This is a genomic window from Brevibacterium sp. ACRRH (assembly GCF_022346365.1).
In the GTDB taxonomy this organism is placed as follows: Bacteria; Actinomycetota; Actinomycetes; order Actinomycetales; family Brevibacteriaceae; genus Brevibacterium; species Brevibacterium paucivorans.
This window is the reverse complement of sequence record NZ_JAKRMN010000002.1, coordinates 224,636-242,109: the sequence shown is the minus strand read 5'-3', so window position 1 is coordinate 242,109 and position 17,474 is coordinate 224,636. Positions and strand designations below refer to the sequence as shown.

The following is a 17,474-nucleotide window of genomic DNA, read 5'->3' as shown; positions in this document are numbered from 1 at the left end:
CTCGTGTGAGAGGTAGGTGCGTTTAGGGAACCTCGGCTAGCCCAGGTCGACGTGCTCGACGACGTAGCTCGCGGGCAGCGTGATCGTGGTGCGACGCCGTGACCCTGCCCGCCGTACGGTGAGGGATCCGTCGTCGTTCGCATGGGCGACGTTCCAGCGGTCGCCGTTTTTCACCCAGCTTCGCCCGAGCGAGAGGCGCCGATTGTTCTCCCGTGTGATGATGAGATCTCCGCGAGACGCCTCATTGCCGTCGTGAAGCTTGATACCGTCCACGGCGACGTCGCCCTGGAGGATTCGGTCGGTGCGGGCGCGGGTGTTGAGCGCGGAGACCGTGTCGAGGGTTTCCGCGATCAGCACCGTACTCTTTCCCGCTGCGAGGTCTGTGCGCCAGGCTTGGTAGGCGGCTTCGAGGATCTCGTCATATCCGCCCGGCGTAACGCGCTCGTGCGCAATGTAGGTATCGATGACGTCGGTGTCGCCGATCCGCAACTGCAGGGACGCCTGCTTCTCCCAGTCGTTCTTGAAGCGGCGCACATCGACCAGTTCCGGGGCGTCGCCGCGATCACGCACGAGCATCCCGAACGCGCCGCCCGCGTCGACGGCGGCGAGTTGCGCCCAATCGCCCACGAGCAGCACTTTCGCGCCGACCTGCTGGGCGTGGCTGGTGATGGCGTCGAGCGCGAACGTGCCACCGAGCGAGGCTTCGTCGATGATGACGAGCTGCCCGCGCGTGAGGTTCCATTTCCCGAGGCGATGCTCATGCAGCCACTTCGCCGTGTTCTCCGTACCGATCTCCAGATCCCCGGCGAGGACGTCGGCGGCAGCGGCAGAGGGTGCGAGCCCGGTCACCGAGCCCTGCCCGTAGCGTCGCTCCCAGGCGCGGCGCAGGGCACGCATCGTCGTGGTCTTCCCGGTCCCTGCGGGGCCGACGAGGACGTCGAGGACGCGGCCGGAGACGCCGATCTTCGCGATCGCCTGCTCCTGATCCACCGACAGGGTGTGCCCGTCGCGGTTCTTCGTTCTGGCGGCGTCCTCAATCCATGCCAGCGGCACGGTCGGCGCCGATCGATCATTCGACGCGGCAAGGAGCCGGTCTTCTGCCGCGAGCACCTGCTCGGAGGAGAACACCGTTCCGCCTTTGGGTCGGAACACGCTCGACCCGTCCGCACGGCGAAACCGCGATGAACTCGTCGCGAGCTCGGGCGGGGTGAGACGCAGCGAGACCCGTTCAGCGGCATCGACGATCTGCTGGGTGATAGCGTCCCGGTCGTTCGCGGACGCGAAGCGAAGATCCATCGTCTGCCGTATCGCCTCCGCGTGAAGGTTCCACCGTTTCCACGTCGCCCGCCGGTCACCTACCTGCTGCACCACAACCTCGGCGACCTGCTCGAGATCTTCCAACGGGATATCGTCCGCCCGCAGCAACGGTTCCTGCTCACTACCGGCGAGCAGTGCCGACGCCCAGGTTGGCGCGTCCTCACCCAGCAACGTGGTCGCGCGTTCTCGCCACTGGGAGGTGAGGTCGCTGAGGGAGTGCTGCTGCTTCGGGGGCCGGGTCTCGAGCGTGGCCTGCTGCCGGAACTGCCACACCAGCTTCGGGGATGGCTGCCTGCCATGCTTCGAGACGTACTCGTCGACCAGCCGGTCTTTGACCTGCTCGATATCGCGTGTGCGGGAAGAGAACTCATCCATCAGCTCTTGCGGCACGCCGACGATCTCCCACGCAGTGGAGCGTCCGGCTCCGCGGTCGCGGGCTTCCCACCCGACGCCGAGGATCTGGGTGAGATGGTCGGAGAGGACGGCGTTGTAATGCTCCGATAGGCCCGTGACGGCGGCGTGGATAGCGCGGGAATCGAGCGTGCGCCACTTCCCGTCATCGACGGCTTGGACGCGGTTGGCGATCACGACGTGCGTGTGGAGTTGCGGATCCGCGGCGCGGGAATCGTAATGATCGTAGGCGGTCGCAATCACACCCCGCACGTCGACTTGCGCGACAGCTCCGCGCGGCCCTTTCGCGCCGACCCTGGTCATCGCGACGTCGCGCTCAAGCAGGGCGATCACGTCTCGGATCGCGGCGTGATGGGCTTGAGCGACGAGTGCCTGAGTTCCGCCATCGGCAACTGCCCAGAGGGTCGACACGGACTTCGGCACCGAGAACGTGAGGTCGAACCCCGCGACCGGCGCATTGGTCGGCTTCTGTGCCTCCTCCGCCTCGATCAGCGCTTGCTGCGCGGCACGCTCACCTGCGGTGAGGGACTTCGGGAGCTGATCGAGGCGGCGCTGCGTCCGCTCGCCCGCGGTCGCGAACTTCCGGTACGGGCGCCCCAGTTGCTCGCCACTGTTCGGATCCTGCCCGTGCCCCATGAGGCGCCGTAACTGCTCCTCGCTCACCGAGGCACCGACGGCGATCTCTCCGGCGAGTCCTGGGAGGCCGGCCCCGAGCCAGATGCCGGGAGGCGTTCCTGCTTCAAGGTAGTACCTTGTCAGCGCTGACGACGCATCGCGATCCCCGTCGCCAGCGACAACTGCGTTCAGCAGGTACCGGTACCCGTCCCCAGCGGTCATGACCCTGATCGAAATCGTCACACTGGGCAGGTGCGCCGCAGATCTTGGGATCTACCCTCGGAAGGCGGAGAGCGCGATGTTTGCGTCAATGCAGGGAGATAGCGAAGAGCGCGCTTCAACGGAGATGCTCGAATGGGTCCACGACGGATTGGAGTCCGTGGTCGCGGCAGACGTAGATGATTCGCACGCCGTACCCGTCGGCGCCGCTCGGCTCGGGGTCGCATTCTGCGCGGCAGACGTTACAGAGCCGGTGCTCGTTGCTCCCCCAGACCGTGACCTCGATATCGTCGGGGATCTCCATTCCGTCGAACTCCATATGCGGAGGTTAGCTGTCGCGGATTGAGTCGGGTCAAGATGCGGCACCGATGCTAAACCGCCGTTACCTATGGTCATCGCGCCGGTCGCGCACTCGACGCTTAGTTCTTGAGGTACTCGAGGACGGCGATGACGCGCTTGTTCCCTGTGCGCTCGTTAAGGTCGAGCATGGTGAAGATGCTGCTGATGTGCCGTTCCGCGATCGCGACGCGACATACACACGGTCCCTGATTTGCTCGTTTGTGAGCCCCGTAGCCATGAGCGAATCGTCAGTATCGCGGAGGAGGTGCTGCGGGAGCGGGAAAGGATTGACCTTACTGACGCAGAGACCCAAAGTGCGAGCATCCCTCATCGCTTTGATGCCAGCCCTTCAACCATTGCAACTAACCCGAACTCGAAATCTAGGTCTTGATCGACAGGCTCACATCCGTTGTCGAGCGCTGTTTGTTCTTCTAGTACGAAACCGACCGTATAGCGGCTGATAGCCATGAGAGCTCGGACCGCAGAGCCCTCAGCGAATCCTTCGGACACGAGAAACTCGATCTGACTTTCGGGGGCATCCGAGCCCGCTGGCATCTGGTCACTCTTTTGACGGTGAAACTCTGCGTGCAGCCGTGCTCCATCCCGGACTGCCAGAAGCGCTGTCCGGAAGCTCCGCGCGTTGCGCAGGAGAAAGTCGTCCCAGCGCTCCCCTGACTCTGGGAGTGAGGCGTGGTGTTCGCGATCAAGCACATCAGCTGCGAGCGATCCGAGCAGGTGGGCCTTTGTCCGAAAGTGCCAGTAGAGCGCTGGCTGCTGCACCCGCAGATGCGCAGCCAGCGCCCGCGTGGTGAAACCGTCGATCCCCGTGTTATTGAGCACATGCCTCGCACCGCGCAAGACTGCTGCACGATCGAGTCGCGCTTGTTTCTGAGCCATGCTTGCACTTTATCATCGATAACTTTATCGTTGATAAGGTGTCATTTCTCACTTCCGCTCGTGGCTCGTTGGCCACGGTCCTCATCACGGCTAGCCTCGACGCCGCCGGCATGGGCCTGGTGATGCCGATTCTTCCCGCACTGCTACACGAGGCAGGGGTCACCGCTGATGCGGTTCCGCTGAACGTCGGAGTGCTGATCGCGCTCTACGCGGTAATGCAGTTCATCTTTGCCCCCGTACTGGGAACGCTGTCGGACCGATTCGGCCGCCGCCGGGTGCTGCTTGTTTCCCTAGCCGGTGCGACCGTCGACTATCTCGTGCTCGCCACGACGTCCGCTCTGTCGGTGTTCTATATCGCCCGCGCAGTGGCTGGGATAACCGGAGCGACCAATGCGGTCACCGCCACCGTGATCGCCGACATCACGCCACCCCACCAGCGCGCCAAGCGTTTCGGTTTACTCAGTGCCTGCTATGGCGGCGGAATGATCGCGGGGCCAGCCATGGGTGGACTGTTCGGTGCCATCTCGCCACATCTGCCGTTTTTGCTCGCTGCTCTTCTCTCAGCGAGCAATCTGGCACTCACCTTTATCCTGTTACGCGAGACCCGTCCTGATTCCCCTGCGCGCTCTGCGTCGCTCGCTCAGCATCGTGGTCGCCCCGGCCTCAGCGCGGTGCCTGGGATTACCTTCCTATTAGTCGCATTCGGCCTTGTTCAATTCATTGGGCAGGCTCCAGGTGCGACCTGGGTGCTGTTTACTGAACACCGCCTCGACTGGAGTCCCGTCGAAGTTGGAATCTCCCTGTCCGTCTTCGGGATCGTACAGGTTCTCGTGCAGGCCCTCCTTACTGGCCGCATCGTGGAGTGGATCGGTGAGGCAAAAACAGTCATCATCGGGTGTGTTACCGACGCCTTGGGTCTCGTAGGCCTGGCGATAGTCACTGACGGATTGTCCATGGCGCCTATCTTGGCGGCATTGGGGATCGGTGGCATCGGCCTCCCCGCTCTGCAAACCCTTCTCTCCCAGCGCGTCGATGAACAGCGGCAAGGGCGCCTCCAGGGTGTGCTCGCCAGCATCAACAGCGTCACATCGATCTTCGGACCGGTCGCTTTCACAACGATCTTCGCGTTCACCTACATCAACGCCGACGGCTTCCTCTGGCTCTGCGCCGCAGCACTCTACGTGCCCTGCGTGATTCTCATCGTGCGTGGTACAGCGGCGTCCCCGAAGTTCGGCTCATGGGCGAGCGGCGACTCGATGTGAGTTGTGAGCAGGAGCAACATGACGGCGACACGTCTTCGCCACGGCCGACGAGCGAGTCGGTGCCACCGGGCAACTCGGCATCATCTGCCAAGGATAGGTCAGCTGGGAGTCTAAAGACCCATTGAAGTGTGCGTGCCGATCGCGGAGAAGGCCAAGGGAGAGCCGGAGGCCCTCTCCGAGTAGCTTGCCGATGACATGAGCTGGACGCTCATCGAGAAATCCACACACAGCGGCCCCAGTGCAGCCCGAGAGGTGCGCCCGCCGTCCTCCCGAGCGGGTGGAAGTCATTTCGGTCATCGCCCACGGACGACGCGCTTCCTACGATGGATACCTCGAGTCTGTAGGAAGGCACGTCCGTTTCAGCCATGCGTTCCGCTTCGTCTAGCACCCGAAGACCGCGATGTTCGCAGAACTGCGAAGCTACTGTATCGAGACGTAGGTTGGCTAAGGCCTCTGTGGACAGCATGAGCGACTCTTGAGTCCGTAATCTAGGAACCGCAGAAACCACCCGATCGAAACGCAACTGCTTTTGAGCCGCGACCGTGCGCAGAAGGTGCTAGTAGCCATCCCTCGCGATCATCACGCGCATCGAAACCGTCACGACGCCACTGCCTTCGAGGTCAGGTGAGCGGGAACTGATTGCGAACGCGCTGTCCACTCTGGTTGAAAGATTGCGCCGCTGTAGACGACCGCCATCTGGATCCCGACGGTGACCGTGCTCTCGAGTGTTCCACTACCCAGCATTAGCGCGGTCAGGGTCGGCTTCAGGTGATGAGTCCGTGTCGGTAGGCGGTGATGGCGGCGTGGACACGGTTGTCGATGCCGAGGGTGTTGAAGAGCTGGGAGACGTACTGCTTGACGGTGCCTTCGGAGAGGTGCATGGCCCGGCCGATCTGGGCATTGGAGAGTCCGCGAGCGATGTGGGTGAGGAGCTCGATCTGGCGCTCGGTGAGCAGGGCAGTGAGTTCGTCTCGCGCGGTTCGGGTGCGGTGGCCCGCCTGTTGCTCGGTGGCGAGCCAGCGGGCGACTCGGGGGGAGAACGCGCCGCCGCCGTGCGCGAGGGCCCTGACGCCGGCAATAAGCTGCTGAGGCTCGTCGGATTTGAGGAGGAAACCGAGGGCGCCGGCGTTGATCGCATCGGCGATGAGATGGTCGTCGGAAAAGGTGGTGAGCATGGCGATCGGAAGCTCGGGCTGTCGGTGCCGGATCTCACGGAGAGCTCCGATGCCGTCGAGTCGTGGCATCTGGATATCCAGCAGTGCGACGTCGACGCGGTGTGTTGCCGCGGCGTCGACGGCCTCGTGGCCGTTGCTGGCGAGGGCGGTGATGTCAAGGTCAGTGGCGGAGGCGAGAATAGCGGCGACGCCGGTGCGGACGAGCTGGTCGTCATCCGCGATCAGGACACGGATCGGTGGGGTGTCGGTGCGATCCTCCGGGGTCATGGCGCAGGAACCGTTCCGATCCTGCTGACCTGGTCGGAGGCGAAGCAGACGACGTGGACGTCGACTCGTTCGAAGAAGCTGATTTCCGCCTCGTAATAGTGGCAGGTCTCGTCGGGGCGAGGCGGGAACTCATCGCGTGGAGGATCGAGCATCTCCAGGGCGGGGAGGGAACGCTCGACCGTCTCCTGGGTGTCTCCGACGGAGATGTCCGCAAACTGTGCCGTGGTCATCACCGATAGCGTGTTGGCGAGCACGAAGTAAGCGACCGCGATGAACACGAGTGCGCCGAGGATGGCTGAGGGAACGGCGATGGCAGCACGCGTGGCGCGGGATCGAAGGGTCGCGGCATCGTCCTCGGCGGCGACGATGTCGCCATCAGATGCTGCGCTGTCCGCAGATGGGCGTGCGTGCGCCGGAAGGGTGAGAGTCAGTGCGAACTGGGTCGGCATCTGATGGACGGTGAGGGCGCCGCCCAGCATCGCGGCGCGATGCCGCAGGCCATGCAGTCCGAATCCACCATCGAGCGGATGGGCTGAGGACGCCTCCTCGTCACGCGGATTGCAAACGATCGCAGTGACAGTATCGCCCTCGACCTCGACGCGCACGGTGACCGGTTGCCCAGGAGCGTGCTTGGACGCGTTGGTGAGTCCTTCCTGCACCACCCGCGCGACAGTGTTGAGCGCTTCATCGCTGAGTCGGTCAGTCAGATCTGCGGCGATGTGCGTTTCCACGTGCATCTCGGCCTGACGAGCACCGATCACTGCTTCGTCGATGCTCGGGGCGCTCCATCCGGCAGCCGGGTCTTCGGACTGGCGCAGCAGTCGAACGGCGAGGCCGAGCTGATCCGCCGCGTCCGCTGCGATCGTGCGGATACCGGAGACCTCTGCTCGGTCGGTATCCGGAAGCGTGGGCGTGAGGGAGAGCTGTCCGAGCCGGACGGCGATGAGCGTCAAGGAGTGGCCGAGGCCGTCGTGCATCTCCGCGGCAAGGTTCATCCGCTCTCGTTGCAGGATCTCACGGGTCTGGCTTGCTCGTCGTCTGGATTCGATCGCGGCAAGCTCCCAGCCCCGGCGGTGAAACTCTCGCCGCTGCGACACCGCGCGCCGCGTGGTCAGCGGTGCGGCGAGCACCAGGGCGGTCAGCAGACCATACACGAGGCCCTCGACGATCTCCTCAACTCGCAGTTCGGGGAGTCTGACGACGGTAGCGGCGAGTACGGAACCGGCAAGGACCACGCACACCCGCGCAGCCGGGGTTGCGAACATGAGCACGATCGCAGCAGTCGCAATAAGGCTCAGCACCAGCACGGGAGCATCGGGCAACCAACGCGTCGACATGCCGCCGCTGATCGCGACGACGCATCCAACGATGGTCTGCCGACGGCGGAGTGCCGCAGGATCATTGGAGCTACCACTCATACTCCCAATCTATGCGCGCGGCTCCAACCGGTGAACTCACGATCGTTAGGTCATGAATGGGCATTCGGCAATATCGGCACGTTGACCCATGAATCTACCGTCGTATGCATGGTCGATCTTCTCCGCATGTTCCTTGCACAGGCAGGCGAGCACGTCACGCTCGTGCTCGCCTGCATGCTCCTGTTCGCGGCCGTTGACGCAGCCCTCGGTATCGGTGCTGTCCTCCCAGGGGAAACGGGCATCGTCCTGGCCGCGGTTACGCTCTCTGACCGTGCCGAGCTGCTCGCCGCCGGCGTGTTCGTCGCTGCGCTGGGCGCATTTCTCGGAGACCATGTGGGGTTCGCGGTCGGACGCGGTCTTGGAGCCCGCCTCGGCGACACCAGACTGATCAAGCGCCTGGGTCGGGATCGCTGGGAGAAGGCACGATATTACGTTGCCGGCCGATTCTGGATCGTGATCCTCGCCCGTCTGCTTCCGGGTATCCGCACCCTCGTCGCTGCTGCAGCTGGCGCCTCAGCGGTGCCATACTCGCGGTTCGCAACCGCTTGTAGTGTTGCGGCGTTGCTTTGGGCGGGGCTTTGGGTCGTGGGTGGTGCGCTCATCGGCAACGCACTGCTCGATGTCGTTGAGCGCTACACTCTGCCCGCACTCATCGTCGTGGCCGCTGCACTCGTCCTTTGGCTCTTCGCACGCCACAAGCGGGGGGTGCGCGCATGAACCGCATGTCCTCGGCACACCCGCACCCCGACTGGGCGACTCTGCCCAATCTCATCACCTTGCTGCGGCTTGGGTTCGTGGTTCCGATTGTCATCCTCGTCCTCAACCATGCCCAGCCCGTCCTCACTGTCGTACTCCTGGCGGTCTTCGGCGCAAGCGACTGGATCGACGGCTATCTCGCTCGCGCCCTGAACCAGGTCAGTGCCACGGGAGCGGTACTCGATCCTGTCGCAGACCGCATCGGCGTTGCGATGATCGCACTCGCCCTCGCCGTAGCAGGGCATCTCTCCCTCGGAGTCGTTCTCACCATCGCAGCCGTCGACGCTGCACTCGCCGTCACCTACCTGGTGACTCGTCCTGCACGAGCGCCGAAGGTCTCCCGCGTCGGCAAGGTACGTACCGCGGTGCTCATGTCAGGCCTCGCGCTCATCGGACTCAGCCTGGTCCCCGCGCTCCTTCCAGTCGGAACCGCAGGCAGAATCCTTTGCGTCATAGGAGCGTTCCTCCACGCCGTCGCAGGGTTTGGCTATGTCCGTGCTCTCCTCCGTGACAGCCACACAGATCCGCCCGATATGTGAGCTCAGGTTGTTCAACTATCTTCTCCGGCGTCCACGCTGAGAGCCTGGGGGCTGGCCGTTGAGCCGGGTGAAGGCGCGGTTGAATGCGGCCTCGGACTGGTAGCCGAGTTCGGAGGCGAGGCGGGCTATGGTGATGTCTTCTTCGCGCAGCCGTGATGAGGCGATGCTCATGCGCCAGCGGGTGAGGTAGGCGATCGGTGCTTCACCGGTCAGTGCGGTGAAGCGGCTGCTGAATGACGATCTGGACATTGTGGCGACCTTGGCGAGACGACCGAGGTTCCAGTCGTCGCCGGGGTTTTGGTGGATCGCTTCGAGTGCGCGACCGATCCTGTCGTCTTCGAGTGCGCGCAACCAGCCTGTGGGGGCCGTCGCGTCGCTGATGAGCCAGGAGCGGATCGCCTGTACGACGAGAACATCGGCAAGTCTGGTCGCAATGGCCTCGCCGCCGATCTGCGGGTGGCCGAGCTCGCCGGCCATGAGGCGCAGCGTGTCTTTGATCGAGGACGCAGCCGAGAGCGTGTCGCCACCGATGAACATCACGGCGGGAAGCGTGCGCATCAACTCTCGTGCGGCGGGTTCGTCGAAAGACACGACACCACAGATCAGCTGCGCTGTTCGACCACCGCCTCCGTGCTGGAGGATCGAGTAGTTGGTGCTCAGGTACTCCTGGGGCAAAAGGTCGACTCTTGGGCCACGACGCGCATCGGCTTCGCTCAGCAGGTGGTGGCCGAGGCCGTGCGGCACGAGTGCGAGGTCTCCGGCGCGCAGCTCGATTGAGTTGGCCTCGGGCAGGCGCAGCCAGCAAGTCCCTGCCGTGACGACGTGGAAGCTCACTGAGTCGGCGATCGCGGGCATTTCCAATGCCCAAGGCTCCGAGAGTTCGGCGTGGCAGTAGAAGGTGCTGCGCATCCGCAGCGTGTGGAGCACGCGCGCCACCCGAGCCTGGTGTTCGAAGCGTGGGATGACCTCCATGTTGCAATCGTGTCACACCTCTGAGCAAATACGCTCACTGAATCGGACGAATGAGCAAGAAATCTGGATATATAAGCATGCTCCTGCCGCATGGAGCCGCATAGCGTCGAAGAACAATCAATCGATGCTCACAGGAGGAAACAACATGTACATCATCGCTGGGGTCACAGGAAGGGTCGGATCGGTCACTGCACGAAGGCTGCTGGATGCCGGTGCCGACGTGCGTGTTCTGGTGCGCCGCCAGATAGATGCGGAAGCGTGGACAGCGCAGGGTGCCGAGACCCGCGTCGTGGAGCTGAGCGACCAGACGGCGTTGAGCGACGCGCTTGAGGGAGCGACCGGGGTCTTCGCGCTGCTGCCGTTCGATCTGACCGCCGACGACCTCGATGCGCACGCCGATGCCCTGATCGCTTCGATCAGCGGCGCGGTCGTGAATCGACGGGTTCCGCACGTCGTCATGCTGTCCTCGGGCGGGGCGGATCTGGCCGAGGGTACCGGTCCGATCGTGGGGTTGCATCGGCTCGAGCGGGCGCTGCTCACCACTGGTGCCGTGGTGACGGCCCTGCGTTCGGGGCACTTCCAGGAGAAGGTCGTCGACGTGGTCGGCGTCGCTCGTGACAGTGGCGTCTACCCGGTGTTCGCAGCGTCAGCCGAGGCGCCGATTCCCATGATCGCCACTCGCGACATCGGTGTCGCCGCGGCCCAGATGCTGCTCTCCCCGCCAGCTCGCAGCGAGAGCGTCGATATCGTCGGCCCTGCCTACTCGGAACGCGATGTCGCCAGGGTGCTCGGTACCGCCCTCGGGCGCGAGCTGCACGTTGCGACGATGCCCGAGGACACCTGGATCGAGGTACTGGTCAATGCGGGATTCCGTCCGCATATTGCCGAGAGTCTCGCCGAACTGTACCGGGCTGACGAGCAAGGGTTGCTTGCCCCGCGCGGAGACCGCATTATCCGTGGGGAGTCGAGCCTCGAGGTCACGATCGATCGTCTGCTCACCTCCGGCTTGGGGTGACGATTGTGTTCGACTGTATTTTCACGTCCGTGCTTGTCGCCGGTGTCGTCACCAACGGACTGCTGGCCGGGGTGTTCTTCGCGTTCTCCTGTGCGATCAACCCCGGCTTCCGACACATCGACGATCGCAGCTACGTCGGAGCCTTTCGCGCCATCAACGGGGTAATCCTGAACGGCTGGTTCCTCAGCGTTTTCCTCGTCGCACCACTCACTGCCGTCGCAGGCGCGATCCTGGCCGTCGGCCGAGAGGACGTCTCGGCTTTCGGATGGCTCGTCGTGGGCGCTGCCTGCTCGGTGCTCTCCTTCGGCATCACTGCCGCCGGGAACGTGCCGCTGAACCGCGCGCTCGACCGGGCACCCGCAGACACGGCACAGCGGCTCCGCGACACGCGCAAGGGTTTCGAGGCTCCCTGGAACAGATGGAACCACACCCGAACCGTCTTGAGCACTGGCGCACTCGTAACGCTGGTGATCGCCGCATCCGGTCAGAGTTGAAGGGAGCCTTCGCAACGCAGGCATATCGGGTTCAGATGAGTTCCATCACCGGCCCCTCGTGGACGGCGCGGTAGATCGTGTTGCGGATCGAGTTGGCCTGATCTGCGGTGAGTGTGCGGTCGATCGGGCGAAGCACGATCCGCAGCAGCACATTGACCTGCCCCGGCCGCGTCCCCAACCGCGCTCGTGCGGTCTCGGGTAGGTTCTCATGCTCGGTACGGCTGAGCACTGCGACGGTCTCGATCAGGTCAGTGTCGTCACCGAGCGCCGTGCGTATGCGATCGCCAAGGGTCTCCTCGTCCTCTTCGTCCGTGACGACTACGGAGATATCACGTCGGGCCGGTGGCAGCGAGGATACATGTTGCCACGGTTCCAGGGTCAGCATCTGCTCGGCTATCCTCGGGTCGGCGGCTCGCAGATAGCGGATGTCCGGGATCGCCTTGCGCAGCATGAGCGCCCGTTCGAGCCCCATCCCGAGCGCCAGTCCCGACCACTGCTCGGGGTCGAGCCCTGAGCCGCGCAGCACCTCTGGGTGAATGCGTCCGCACTCGGCGAGTTCGAGCCATTCACCGTCATGTCGAACATCAATCTGACGCCCGCCCACGGTGTAGGGGTGGTCGGCTTCGGTGATCCTCCACTCGGCTCCTGGGAGAACGGCATCGACCAGTTCTTCGATCATGTCGAGCATGTCCTCGTCTCTGGTGTCTGGTGTGCTGCGGATGCGCCAGAGGTCGACCTGGTGAGGTTCTCCTACGTGGCTGCGGTCGACGGCGTCGCGTCGATACACGAGCCCCGGCGCGACGATCAGCTCATCGACATCTCCGCAGCCGGCGTAGGCTTCCAGCGCGGTGGGGAGCTCCGCACTCATGTGGCTGCGCAACATGGCCGTCGGGCTGATGTATCGGGTGTAGCGGCGGGCGCGGGTAACGTCGCCTCGGGCGTAACCGAGGCGGTCGTAGTTCGCGGTGATTGAGACGATGGGAGAGCTGCGCACGTACCGGATCGTGCTGCCCCAGGTGTATTCGAGGCTTGCGACGACGGCACTCAGAAGAGCTTGGATGGCATGCTCGCCCTGGGCGGGATCGGTGAGATCCCGGAGGTCGAGGGCGCGGCAGAGTTGTTCAGGGGTCAAGTAATCGGCATAAGCCATGAGAGTCTCCAACAGGATCGTGGGCTGATGAACGAGGAGAACACCCCCGGCCGCGCCTGCGGAGACCCAGTGAGCTATAGGCGCACGTCGAGAACCCCGCGGCCGTTACCCGGCCGGGGGCTGGAAAATCGCTGCTGCCAACTCATGGGAGGAATTCTAGCAGGAATCGGCACCGCCGTTCGGGATGTGTCCGCTCTTCATTCACGTCGATGTGCACCATGTGAAGCCGACCACTTGTGGTGACGTCGCATGGTTTCGATAATCATCACGAGTTCGTTCCGCGTTGCCGTTGGCTGGCGGATAGGTGCAGACGCACGGTCGTGCAAGCCGAGTTCACCGAATCAACGGTAGCGTCCAACCCGTTTGGATGCGGTGGCTCGAGAGATGCCCATCTCGGCGGCGACATGCGCGAGAGGTCAAGTCCGACAACGCGCGATGAGCCGGGGACAACCTTCGACCGTCAAGGGTGAGTCTGGGTGCGTCACTTGACCGCTTCGCTCTCGACAGGTGCAATCAGTCGAAGAAGCGGAACTGCGAGCAGCAATGCCGTTGCGGTCGCGAAGACGGCCACCCAAACCGGCCCGAGCGCGCCCGGCGTAACGCTGAGTGCGGCAGCGGCAAGTACGGGACCGACGGCTGCGCCCACGTTGAGCGCCGCTGTCGCGTATGACCCGGCCATGGTGGGCGCACCCGCCGCCGCATAGAGCACTCGCGTGATCAGCGTGCTCCCGACAGCGAAGCCCAACACTCCCTGAGCGAAAACGAGACCGAGCAGGGCAACGGGGTTCGTCGCGAATATCGCCAAAGCGAGCCACCCGAGCACAAGAACACTTCCACCGCCCACGATGACGATTCGAGGTCGGGCATCCGAGAGCCGTCCCGCAACGGTGACACCGATGAAGGAGCCGACGCCGAAGAGCACAAGCGCCACCGACACCCACCACTGGCTCAGACTGGCGGTCTCCGTAACGATCGGCGCGAGGAAGGTCAGTGTGGCAAAGGTCCCGGCATTCACCAGGGCAGCGAGCAGCATCGTCAAGACGAGGCGCGGGGAGGCAAGCTGCGCCAGCTCCACCCGCAGCGACGTCGAGGACGGATCCTCCCTTGATGAGCTGTCAGTTCGAGTGGTGAAGCCCGCGGCGATGCCGATCGCAGCGGGGACGCAGAGAAAAGCGATCGCCCAGAACGTCGACTGCCAACCGAGTGCCGTACCAAGCAGAGCGCCCGCGGGGACACCGGCGACGGTGGCGACGGTGGTACCCGCCAGCAGAACCGCCACGGCCCGACCTTTGGCGTCCGGTGCCACGAGTTGCGTCGCCGCTCCCAGCGCGACCGCCAAAAAGCCCGCATTGACGATCGCGGCGATCACGCGCGTGACGAACAGAACAGTGAAGTCCGGCGTGAGTGCGCCTACGACATGGGACAGCGCGAACACGATCACGCAACCCAGGAGTGTCCCGTTCACGGGGAGGCGACGAGTGAGCGCGGCCATCGCAGGTGCGCCGATCATCATCCCTGCGGCGAATGCCGAGGTCAGAAGGCCAGCAGTCCCCAAGGAAACGCCGAAGTGAGTGGAGATGTCGGGCACGAGGCCAGCGAGCATGAACTCGGAAGTACCCATGGCGAAGACCACCAGGGCAAGAAGATAGAGAGAGAAAGGCATCGAGATAGCTCCGAAGCGAGAGTACGAACAAGAGAACGTCTCGTCACCACGGTCAGCGCCCGAAGAAACACCCGAATGTCGTGCTGCGTGCAGTACTGGGCGGCAGAGCTAGGGGCTCAGCTGAGGTGAGGGGCTGACGGCGTGACCGAAAGCCCCTGAGTGTCCGATTCAGGGCTCGACATACGGCTCAGCTTACCCGTCTGCGCCGCAGTTCCCAAGAAGCATCAACAACATCCTGGCCAGCAACAACTGTTGCTGGCCATAACGTTGTGGTCACGTAGGAAGGTCGCGGCAGGAGGCTCCGCCTCTGCGCGCGTCATCTCGGATTGGCTACAGGTACCTGCAGACCTCGTCGGCGTTGCAGGTCTCGGGTTCGGGTTCTGCGGCTGCGTCGCGGAGGGCGGCAACGTTGTCGCGGAGGGAGACGAGATCCGAGATCTGGCGCTCAATGTCCTTCAGACGAACGTCTAGGAGGTCCCGGACGTGGCCGCAGGGAATCTCGCCTCCATCGCGGATGTCGAGGATCTGTTTGATCTGCGCGAGGGTAAGTCCGGCAGCCTGGCCGCGGTGGATGAAGTCGATCCGAGTCGCTGCTTCCGGATCGTAGTCGCGGTATCCCGACGCGGTGCGCTCGGCCGCGGGAAGCAGGCCCTGCTCCTCGTAGAACCGCAGGGTCTTGGCGGTGGTGCCGGCCGCCTCGGCGAGTTCGCCGATCCTCATCTGGGTCTCCGATGTGTCACAGGTCGCACTTGACCTTCCCCCGTACTGGAAGGTCCATTGTGGCTGCATCAAGAGCAATTCTCAAGACTCAGGGGAGGAATCGGGATGCAGTCCAGGTACGACCTTGCGATCATCGGATCGGGTGGCGCCGCGTTCGCCGCCGCCATCCGCGCGACCACGCTCGGCAAGTCGGTGGTGATGATCGAGCGCGGCACTTTCGGCGGCACGTGCGTGAACACCGGCTGCGTGCCGTCGAAGGCGCTCATCGCCGCCGCTGAAGCCCGCCAGACCGCTGCCGAGGCGGGCAACCGTTTCCCGGGGATCGCCACCACAGCGGACGACGTGGACATGCCCGCGCTGATCAGCAGCAAGCAGGACCTCGTCGAGGAACTTCGGGGTGAGAAGTACGTCGACGTCGCCGACGCCTACGGCTGGCAGATCCGCCACGGCGACGCTGCGTTCGCCGGCACGCCAGAAGCGCCCGTTCTTGAGGTCACCGCGACTGACGGTGCGGTCGAGACGATCGACGCTGATCACTACCTGGTCGCCACCGGCGCCAGCGCATGGGCCCCACCGATCGACGGTCTTGAGGAGGCCGGCTACCTGACCTCGACCACGGCGATGGAGTTGACCAAGGTTCCCGACTCGCTGCTGGTGCTCGGCGGCGGCTACGTCGCCTTGGAGCAGGCCCAACTGTTCGCCCGGCTCGGGTCGAAGGTCACCCTGCTGGTTCGTTCCCGGCTGGCGTCGAAGGAGGAGCCGGAGGTATCCAAGGCGCTGCAGGAGGTCTTCGCCGACGAGGGCATCCGCGTGGTCCGCCGTGCGGTCCCGACCCACGTTGCCCGTGACGACGTCAGGGGCCAGGTTGTTGTCACCGCTGACATCTCCGGCGGCGAGCAGGAATTCCACGCCGAACAGGTCCTCGTCGCCCTCGGCCGCCGACCGGTCACCGATGGGCTGAACCTCGATGCGGTGGAGGTGAAGACCGGCGACACGGGCGAGATCGTGGTCACCGACCAACTGCAGTCCTCCAACCCCCGGATCTGGGCAGCCGGCGACGTGACCGGGCACCCCGAGTTCGTCTACGTCGCCGCCCACCACGGCAACATGGTCGCTGAGAACACGTTCGCTGGCGCTGAGCGGTCGGTGGACCACAGCCGGCTGCCGCGGGTGACCTTCACCAGTCCGGCGATCGGCGCGGTCGGGATGACCGAGGCCCAGGTGCTCGCTGCCGGGATCCGCTGCGACTGCCGCGTCCTGCCGCTGGACTACGTGCCCCGGGCGCTGGTCAACCGCGACACCCGCGGCTTCATCAAGATCGTCGCCAACGCTGAGACCGGCGAGATCCTCGGCCTCACCGCCGTCGCCAAAGACGCCGGCGAGCTCGCCGCCGCCGGTGTCCACATCCTCGGCAAGACCGTCACCGAGGTCGCCGACGCATGGGCGCCCTACCTGACCATGACCGAAGGCATCCGGATCGCCGCCAAGGCCTTCACCACCGACATCTCCAAGCTGTCCTGCTGCGCGTGACCCGCAGCCGACAGCCTCCACCCGACTCATGAAGAAGGTACCGCCATGTCGGAGCTCACGACGCAACTGCCCGAACGACTCAACAACACCGAAGAGACCGGCCTTGACGCCGTCCTATTGATCCCGCTGCTGCGGCTGATCGTCGAGGGCGGCCCGGTCACCGTCGAGCAGTTCGCCGCGGCCGCCGGCCGTCCGGTCGACGCCGTACGCACGGGTCTGGCCGCGGTGCCGGACACCGAGTACGACGACCAGGGCCGCATCATCGGCCAGGGCCTCACCCTGCGCCCCACCCCTCACCGGTTCACCGTGGCCGGTGAGGAGCTCTACACCTGGTGCGCCTGGACACCCTGATCTTTCCGACCCTGCTCGAGCGCGCGGCGAGCGTGGAGTCGGTCTCCCCGACCAGCGGCGAGCCGATCCGGGTCACCATCGACCCCGTCGCCGGCGTCACCAGCGTCGAACCCGCCACCGCGGTGGTGTCGCTGGTCAACCCCGACCAGATCACCTCGATCCGGTCCTCCTTCTGCAACCAGGTCCACTACTTCACCTCCGATGAGGACGCCGCGGGCTGGCTGGCCGAGCACCCCCGCGCCGAGGTCGTGCCCGTGGCCGTTGCCTATCGGATCGGTACCGACCTCACGACCGGCTTCCTCAACCAGTTCCAGGCCAACGCGGCAGTGGCCGACGACGGCCACTGCCGCTGCTGACCAAGAAC

Annotated in this window: 17 protein-coding genes and 1 pseudogene; 9 read left to right on the top strand and 9 right to left on the bottom strand. The window is 64.6% G+C overall.

The window, feature by feature from the left end; genetic code table 11:
- Positions 1-36: 36 nt before the first annotated feature.
- Entirely contained in the window at positions 37-2,586 is a 2,550-nt protein-coding gene (mobF, locus tag MHX53_RS03345; protein WP_005882740.1) for a MobF family relaxase, read from the bottom strand.
- Positions 2,587-2,641: 55 nt separating this feature from the next.
- Here mobF and MHX53_RS03340 point away from each other — a divergent pair, with 55 nt between their 5' ends.
- On the top strand, positions 2,642-2,908 hold the full coding sequence (locus MHX53_RS03340) for a hypothetical protein (RefSeq protein ID WP_165489949.1): 267 nt from the start codon (positions 2,642-2,644) through the stop codon (positions 2,906-2,908).
- A 320-nt stretch (positions 2,909-3,228) separates the two neighbouring features.
- Here MHX53_RS03340 and MHX53_RS03335 read toward each other — a convergent pair whose 3' ends face one another.
- Positions 3,229-3,798 carry a TetR/AcrR family transcriptional regulator C-terminal domain-containing protein gene (locus MHX53_RS03335; RefSeq protein WP_005882738.1) on the bottom strand — a complete coding sequence of 190 codons (570 nt, stop codon included), beginning with the start codon at positions 3,796-3,798 and terminating at the stop codon, positions 3,229-3,231.
- A gap of 38 nt (positions 3,799-3,836) precedes the next feature.
- Here MHX53_RS03335 and tet(33) point away from each other — a divergent pair, with 38 nt between their 5' ends.
- On the top strand, positions 3,837-5,060 hold the full coding sequence (gene tet(33), locus MHX53_RS03330; protein WP_074436872.1) for a tetracycline efflux MFS transporter Tet(33): 1,224 nt from the start codon (positions 3,837-3,839) through the stop codon (positions 5,058-5,060).
- 764 nt (positions 5,061-5,824) lie between these two features.
- Here the strand turns inward: tet(33) and MHX53_RS03325 are convergent.
- The gene (locus MHX53_RS03325; RefSeq protein WP_005882736.1) at positions 5,825-6,502 is read right to left on the bottom strand and encodes a response regulator transcription factor; all 678 of its coding nucleotides are present in this window, start codon (positions 6,500-6,502) and stop codon (positions 5,825-5,827) included.
- A complete protein-coding gene (locus tag MHX53_RS03320) occupies positions 6,499-7,920 on the bottom strand; it encodes a histidine kinase (protein WP_239271272.1) in 1,422 nt (473 codons plus the stop codon). The genes MHX53_RS03325 and MHX53_RS03320 overlap by 4 nt, the downstream gene beginning before the upstream one ends.
- A gap of 108 nt (positions 7,921-8,028) precedes the next feature.
- Between MHX53_RS03320 and MHX53_RS03315 the strand changes: the two genes are divergently transcribed.
- Both MHX53_RS03315 and MHX53_RS03310 read left to right on the top strand, forming a co-directional pair.
- Positions 8,029-8,637 (top strand): VTT domain-containing protein, encoded by a 609-nt coding sequence (locus MHX53_RS03315; RefSeq protein WP_005882734.1) that lies wholly within the window; start codon positions 8,029-8,031, stop codon positions 8,635-8,637.
- Positions 8,634-9,215 carry a CDP-alcohol phosphatidyltransferase family protein gene (locus MHX53_RS03310; protein WP_005882733.1) on the top strand — a complete coding sequence of 194 codons (582 nt, stop codon included), beginning with the start codon at positions 8,634-8,636 and terminating at the stop codon, positions 9,213-9,215. Before MHX53_RS03315 ends, MHX53_RS03310 begins: the two co-directional genes overlap by 4 nt.
- Positions 9,216-9,230: 15 nt before the next feature.
- Here the strand turns inward: MHX53_RS03310 and MHX53_RS03305 are convergent, their stop codons facing one another.
- Positions 9,231-10,187 carry an AraC family transcriptional regulator gene (locus MHX53_RS03305; protein ID WP_005882732.1) on the bottom strand — a complete coding sequence of 319 codons (957 nt, stop codon included), beginning with the start codon at positions 10,185-10,187 and terminating at the stop codon, positions 9,231-9,233.
- 145 nt (positions 10,188-10,332) lie between these two features.
- Here MHX53_RS03305 and MHX53_RS03300 point away from each other — a divergent pair, with 145 nt between their 5' ends.
- The gene (locus MHX53_RS03300) at positions 10,333-11,202 is read left to right on the top strand and encodes an NmrA family NAD(P)-binding protein (protein ID WP_040347804.1); all 870 of its coding nucleotides are present in this window, start codon (positions 10,333-10,335) and stop codon (positions 11,200-11,202) included.
- Complete coding sequence (locus MHX53_RS03295) at positions 11,199-11,696, top strand: DUF1772 domain-containing protein (RefSeq protein WP_005882729.1); 498 nt, start codon at positions 11,199-11,201, stop codon at positions 11,694-11,696. The genes MHX53_RS03300 and MHX53_RS03295 overlap by 4 nt, the downstream gene beginning before the upstream one ends.
- 31 nt (positions 11,697-11,727) lie before the next feature.
- Here the strand turns inward: MHX53_RS03295 and MHX53_RS03290 are convergent, their stop codons facing one another.
- From MHX53_RS03290 to MHX53_RS03275, 4 genes and pseudogenes are all read right to left on the bottom strand, one after another.
- Positions 11,728-12,846 carry a hypothetical protein gene (locus tag MHX53_RS03290; protein WP_005882727.1) on the bottom strand — a complete coding sequence of 373 codons (1,119 nt, stop codon included), beginning with the start codon at positions 12,844-12,846 and terminating at the stop codon, positions 11,728-11,730.
- Positions 12,847-13,055: 209 nt separating this feature from the next.
- Positions 13,056-13,331: pseudogene (locus MHX53_RS03285) on the bottom strand (leucine zipper domain-containing protein); the annotation flags it as partial.
- Positions 13,328-14,509, bottom strand: coding sequence for a Cmx/CmrA family chloramphenicol efflux MFS transporter (locus MHX53_RS03280; RefSeq protein ID WP_239271271.1), 1,182 nt, complete (start codon positions 14,507-14,509; stop codon positions 13,328-13,330). The gene MHX53_RS03280 and the pseudogene MHX53_RS03285, both read right to left, overlap by 4 nt.
- A gap of 330 nt (positions 14,510-14,839) precedes the next feature.
- On the bottom strand, positions 14,840-15,229 hold the full coding sequence (locus MHX53_RS03275; RefSeq protein WP_040347802.1) for a heavy metal-responsive transcriptional regulator: 390 nt from the start codon (positions 15,227-15,229) through the stop codon (positions 14,840-14,842).
- A gap of 105 nt (positions 15,230-15,334) precedes the next feature.
- On the opposite strand from MHX53_RS03275, the gene merA reads away from it, so the two are divergent.
- The 3 genes from merA to merB are packed head-to-tail and all read left to right on the top strand — an operon-like array spanning position 15,335 to position 17,466.
- On the top strand, positions 15,335-16,759 hold the full coding sequence (gene merA, locus MHX53_RS03270) for a mercury(II) reductase (protein ID WP_005882720.1): 1,425 nt from the start codon (positions 15,335-15,337) through the stop codon (positions 16,757-16,759).
- A gap of 45 nt (positions 16,760-16,804) precedes the next feature.
- Entirely contained in the window at positions 16,805-17,110 is a 306-nt protein-coding gene (locus tag MHX53_RS03265) for an organomercurial lyase (RefSeq protein WP_005882718.1), read from the top strand.
- Complete coding sequence (gene merB / locus MHX53_RS03260; RefSeq protein ID WP_005882716.1) at positions 17,092-17,466, top strand: organomercurial lyase; 375 nt, start codon at positions 17,092-17,094, stop codon at positions 17,464-17,466. Before MHX53_RS03265 ends, merB begins: the two co-directional genes overlap by 19 nt.
- Positions 17,467-17,474 lie beyond the last annotated feature (8 nt).

What these genes read in the sequence shown, in the direction of transcription:
- merA (WP_005882720.1), top strand. Translation starts at nt 15,335, where the DNA reads ATGCAGTCCAGGTACGACCTTGCGATCATCGGATCGGGTGGCGCCGCG.
- MHX53_RS03300 (WP_040347804.1), top strand. Translation starts at nt 10,333, where the DNA reads ATGTACATCATCGCTGGGGTCACAGGAAGGGTCGGATCGGTCACTGCA.
- MHX53_RS03305 (WP_005882732.1), bottom strand. Translation starts at nt 10,187, where the DNA reads ATGGAGGTCATCCCACGCTTCGAACACCAGGCTCGGGTGGCGCGCGTG.
- MHX53_RS03280 (WP_239271271.1), bottom strand. Translation starts at nt 14,509, where the DNA reads ATGCCTTTCTCTCTCTATCTTCTTGCCCTGGTGGTCTTCGCCATGGGT.
- MHX53_RS03315 (WP_005882734.1), top strand. Translation starts at nt 8,029, where the DNA reads ATGGTCGATCTTCTCCGCATGTTCCTTGCACAGGCAGGCGAGCACGTC.
- MHX53_RS03325 (WP_005882736.1), bottom strand. Translation starts at nt 6,502, where the DNA reads ATGACCCCGGAGGATCGCACCGACACCCCACCGATCCGTGTCCTGATC.
- MHX53_RS03265 (WP_005882718.1), top strand. Translation starts at nt 16,805, where the DNA reads ATGTCGGAGCTCACGACGCAACTGCCCGAACGACTCAACAACACCGAA.
- MHX53_RS03340 (WP_165489949.1), top strand. Translation starts at nt 2,642, where the DNA reads ATGTTTGCGTCAATGCAGGGAGATAGCGAAGAGCGCGCTTCAACGGAG.
- MHX53_RS03310 (WP_005882733.1), top strand. Translation starts at nt 8,634, where the DNA reads ATGAACCGCATGTCCTCGGCACACCCGCACCCCGACTGGGCGACTCTG.
- MHX53_RS03320 (WP_239271272.1), bottom strand. Translation starts at nt 7,920, where the DNA reads ATGAGTGGTAGCTCCAATGATCCTGCGGCACTCCGCCGTCGGCAGACC.
- MHX53_RS03290 (WP_005882727.1), bottom strand. Translation starts at nt 12,846, where the DNA reads ATGGCTTATGCCGATTACTTGACCCCTGAACAACTCTGCCGCGCCCTC.
- MHX53_RS03335 (WP_005882738.1), bottom strand. Translation starts at nt 3,798, where the DNA reads ATGGCTCAGAAACAAGCGCGACTCGATCGTGCAGCAGTCTTGCGCGGT.
- MHX53_RS03275 (WP_040347802.1), bottom strand. Translation starts at nt 15,229, where the DNA reads ATGAGGATCGGCGAACTCGCCGAGGCGGCCGGCACCACCGCCAAGACC.